Source organism: Aeromicrobium sp. REDSEA-S32_B7 (genome assembly GCF_001626145.1).
GTDB lineage: Bacteria > Actinomycetota > Actinomycetes > Propionibacteriales > Nocardioidaceae > Aeromicrobium > Aeromicrobium erythreum.
This window is the reverse complement of the sequence record NZ_LUNF01000296.1, coordinates 1-3,363: the sequence shown is the minus strand read 5'-3', so window position 1 is coordinate 3,363 and position 3,363 is coordinate 1. Positions and strand designations below refer to the sequence as shown.

Annotated in this window: 5 protein-coding genes; 2 read left to right on the top strand and 3 right to left on the bottom strand. The window is 68.6% G+C overall.

Going from position 1 to position 3,363, the window contains the following annotated elements:
* Both A6Q79_RS17240 and A6Q79_RS17235 read left to right on the top strand, forming a co-directional pair.
* A partial coding sequence (locus tag A6Q79_RS17240) for a glutathione peroxidase (RefSeq protein WP_317698852.1) occupies positions 1–464 on the top strand: 464 nt, incomplete at its 5' end.
* Positions 461–934: an SRPBCC family protein gene (locus A6Q79_RS17235; protein WP_317698851.1), complete on the top strand. Its 474-nt coding sequence runs from the start codon at positions 461–463 to the stop codon at positions 932–934. The genes A6Q79_RS17240 and A6Q79_RS17235, both read left to right, overlap by 4 nt.
* 173 nt (positions 935–1,107) lie before the next feature.
* Here the strand turns inward: A6Q79_RS17235 and A6Q79_RS17230 are convergent, their stop codons facing one another.
* The 3 genes from A6Q79_RS17230 to A6Q79_RS17220 form a co-directional block, all read right to left on the bottom strand.
* Complete coding sequence (locus A6Q79_RS17230) at positions 1,108–2,115, bottom strand: L,D-transpeptidase (RefSeq protein ID WP_317698850.1); 1,008 nt, start codon at positions 2,113–2,115, stop codon at positions 1,108–1,110.
* A gap of 163 nt (positions 2,116–2,278) precedes the next feature.
* Positions 2,279–2,695, bottom strand: coding sequence for a cytochrome c oxidase subunit 4 (locus A6Q79_RS17225; RefSeq protein ID WP_317698849.1), 417 nt, complete (start codon positions 2,693–2,695; stop codon positions 2,279–2,281).
* Positions 2,695–3,363 (bottom strand): cbb3-type cytochrome c oxidase subunit I (locus A6Q79_RS17220; RefSeq protein WP_317698848.1); only part of this gene is annotated, 669 nt, incomplete at its 5' end. The genes A6Q79_RS17220 and A6Q79_RS17225, both read right to left, overlap by 1 nt.

Genomic DNA, 3,363 nt, shown 5'->3' with positions numbered 1-3,363 from the left:
TCTCCGCGCGGTCCATCGACGGCACCGACATCGACCTCTCGGCGTACGCCGGTCAGGTGGTCCTCGTCGTCAACACCGCCTCGCAGTGCGGCTTCACCCCTCAGTACAAGGGCCTCCAGGAGCTGCACGACACCTATGCCGACAAGGGCTTCACCGTGCTCGGCTTCCCGTGCGACCAGTTCGGCGGGCAGGAGCCCGGCGACGACGCGGAGATCAACGCCTTCTGCGAGCGCAACTTCGGCGTGACCTTCCCGCTGTTCTCCAAGATCGAGGTCAACGGCGACGGGGCCCACCCGCTCTACCAGTGGCTTCGCTCGGAGAAGGGAGGCCTGCTGGGCAGCAAGATCAAGTGGAACTTCACCAAGTACCTCCTCGGCAAGGACGGCAAGGTCATCGGCCCCTACTCGCCGACCACCAAGCCCGAGAAGATCGCCTCCGACATCGAGAAGGCGCTCGCGGCATGACCCGGTTCACCGCAGGCACCGAGGCGCAGGCGGTGATCACGGCCTCGCGCGAGGACGTGTGGGCGCTGCTGGAGGACCCCGACGCGATCGCGGACATGACGCCGTTCGTGCGCCGCATCACCGCCGACGGCGACCACTGGACCTGGGACCTCAGTGGCTTGGAGGTGCTCGGCGTGAAGGTCGCGCCGACCTTCACCGAGAAGATGACCTTCGACCGCCCCAGCCGCATCGAGTTCCGCCACGACCCGCCCGACGGGGAGACGGAGCGCTCCGGCGTGGAGGGCTGGTACGACCTGTCGGAGCACGAGCAGGGCTGCGAGCTGCGCACCAGCCTCGAGATCACCCTCGACCTGCCGCTGCCCAAGCTGTCCTCGAAGGCGGTCACCGCCACCATGAAGGGCGTCGTCGCCAAGATGGGCGACCGGTTCTCCGCGAACCTGCTCGAGCGGCTGGGGGCCGAGGAGGTCTGACGAGGACGCGTCAGCGGACTCGTCGTTGGTGGTCGAGCGAGCGGCACGGCTGAGCTTGCGAAGCCGTGACCCGCGTGTCGAGACCCAGTCGATGTACTGACACAGCACGACAAGACATCAGCCCCCGGTCCGTGAGGATCGGGGGCTGATGTCGTCTATGCGTCGCTGCGCTCCTACAACGCCGAGCCTTCGCGGTACTCCTGGAAGCTGACGTTCCAGTCGCCGTAGCCGTTCGTCAGGGTCATGTCGTCCCCCTGCGTCCCGACGGTCTCGACGACGTCGCCGCGCCGTGTCATGGCGTAGAGCCACCCGGCGTCCGCAGTGGACATGCCGGTGCAGCCGTGAGAGACGTTGGCGCTCCCCTGGCTGCCGACCGACCACGGGGCGGCGTGGATGAACTCACCGGAGAAGGTCAGCCGCATCGCCCACTGCACGTCGTCGATGTCGTAGGCCTCCGCGGAACCCGCGGCAAAGCCGACGGTCTCGGAGTTCATCCGCTTCTCGTCGAACTTCTCGATGATCACCTTGACGCCGTTGCGGGTCTCGAAGCCCGGCTTGCCGGTGGTGACCGGCAGGGTGCGCAACAGCTCACCGTTGGAGAAGACCTCCATCTGGTGGGTGCGCGCGTCAACGCGGTAGACGTGGGCGTCACCGACGGAGAAGTCGATCTCGCGGTCGTGCTGGCCGTAGACGCCGCCGCCGGCCGAGACCCCGTTGACGTCAAGGTCGACGTGGACGTCGGTGCCGGCCTTCCAGTAGGTCCGCGGGCGCCAGTGGGCCTCGGTGTCGCTGAGCCAGTGCCAGGTGCCCCGCTGGCGCGGCGTCGACTCCACGTGCATGTGGCGCTCGAACTCGGCCCGGTCGGTCACGGGCACGTCGAAGGTGACGACCACGGGCATCCCGACGCCCACCGTCTCCCCGTCGAGAGGCGCGATCGAGGCGTAGGTCTGCTCGGCGAGCGACAGGTCGGCGGTGCTGACGCTGGCGCCGCGTCGCACGTTCAGCTTCAGGCGCGGGCGCTCGGTCGGCGCCGCGGCCGCCGACGACGGCTCCTCGGCGCCGTCCCGGGAGCCGGGCAGCGCCGTCCCGCTCTCGCAGGCACTCAACCCAGCGCTCACCAGCGCCAGCAGGCTCAAGGACGCGACAGCGGCGCCGGGACGACGGGCGGATCGGACGGTCATCGACAGGTACTCCCACGAGATGTGCGACGGCGAGACGGCCGGTGCGGTCGTCCCCAGGGTAGAGGCCGGAACCTCGAGACGACGAACTCCGCGCCTCCCCTGCAGGGAAGACGCGGAGCGCGTGGGAAAGGTTGCGGCCGTGCGCCGCTGGGAGCCCGCAGGCTCAGTGAGCGTGCTCACCCCGGTAGTACTCGAAGACCAGGCCGCACAGGGCCAGGGTGCCCAGCACCCCGCCGATGATGAACAACCACCAGGCAGCCATGGCCAGGCCGAAGACCATCACGCCGAGCGTCGCAGCAGCCCACAGCGGCCACCAGGAGTAGGGCGGGAAGAAGCCCAGCTCGCCGGCGCCGTCGGCGATCTCGCCGTCGAGGCGGTCCTCGGGGCGAGGCTCCATCTTGCGGGCGTGGAACCCGAGGTAGAGCGTCACCATGGCCGTCAACAGCCCGGTCATGGTCAGCGCGGAGGTGCCGGTCCAGTCAGCGCCGGTCTCACCGGCGCCGGTGATGAACCAGTAGGCCGGGGTGACCAGCACCAGGAAGATCGTGGTGATCGCGAAGATCCAGGTCTCAGCCTTCATCAGGAGTTCTCCCCCTCGGAGGTCTCGCCCCGCACGACGTCCTCACGGCCCGTCATGTCCGGCGCGTCGGCGAAGTCGCCGTTGGCGGCCGCCTCGTTCGTGTCCAGGTCCAGGGCTGCGATCTCCGGGTGGTGGAGGTCGAAGGCCGGCGACTCCGACCGGATGCGCGGGATGGTGTGGAAGTTGTGCCGCGGCGGCGGGCACGAGGTGGCCCACTCCAGCGACCGGCCCCAGCCCCACGGGTCGTCGACGCCGACCAGGGGCGCCTTCCGCGAGACGTAGAGGTTGTAGAAGAAGGGCAGCATCGACAGCGAGAGCAGGAAGGCGCCCACGGTCGAGACCTGGTTGAGCACGGTGAAGCCGTCCTCGGGCAGGTAGTCGGCGTAGCGACGCGGCATGCCCTCGACACCGAGCCAGTGCTGCACGAGGAACGTGAGGTGGAAGCCCACGAACAGGATCCAGAAGTGCAGCTTGCCCAGGCGCTCGTCGAGCATCCGGCCGGTCATCTTCGGCCACCAGAAGTAGAACCCGGCGAACATCGCGAAGACCACGGTGCCGAAGACGACGTAGTGGAAGTGCGCCACCACGAAGTAGGAGTCGGAGACGACGAAGTCCAGCGGCGGGCTGGCCAGGATGACACCGGTCAGGCCACCGAAGAGGAAGGTCGT

What these genes read in the sequence shown, in the direction of transcription:
- A6Q79_RS17230 (WP_317698850.1), bottom strand. Translation starts at nt 2,115, where the DNA reads ATGACCGTCCGATCCGCCCGTCGTCCCGGCGCCGCTGTCGCGTCCTTG.
- A6Q79_RS17225 (WP_317698849.1), bottom strand. Translation starts at nt 2,695, where the DNA reads ATGAAGGCTGAGACCTGGATCTTCGCGATCACCACGATCTTCCTGGTG.
- A6Q79_RS17235 (WP_317698851.1), top strand. Translation starts at nt 461, where the DNA reads ATGACCCGGTTCACCGCAGGCACCGAGGCGCAGGCGGTGATCACGGCC.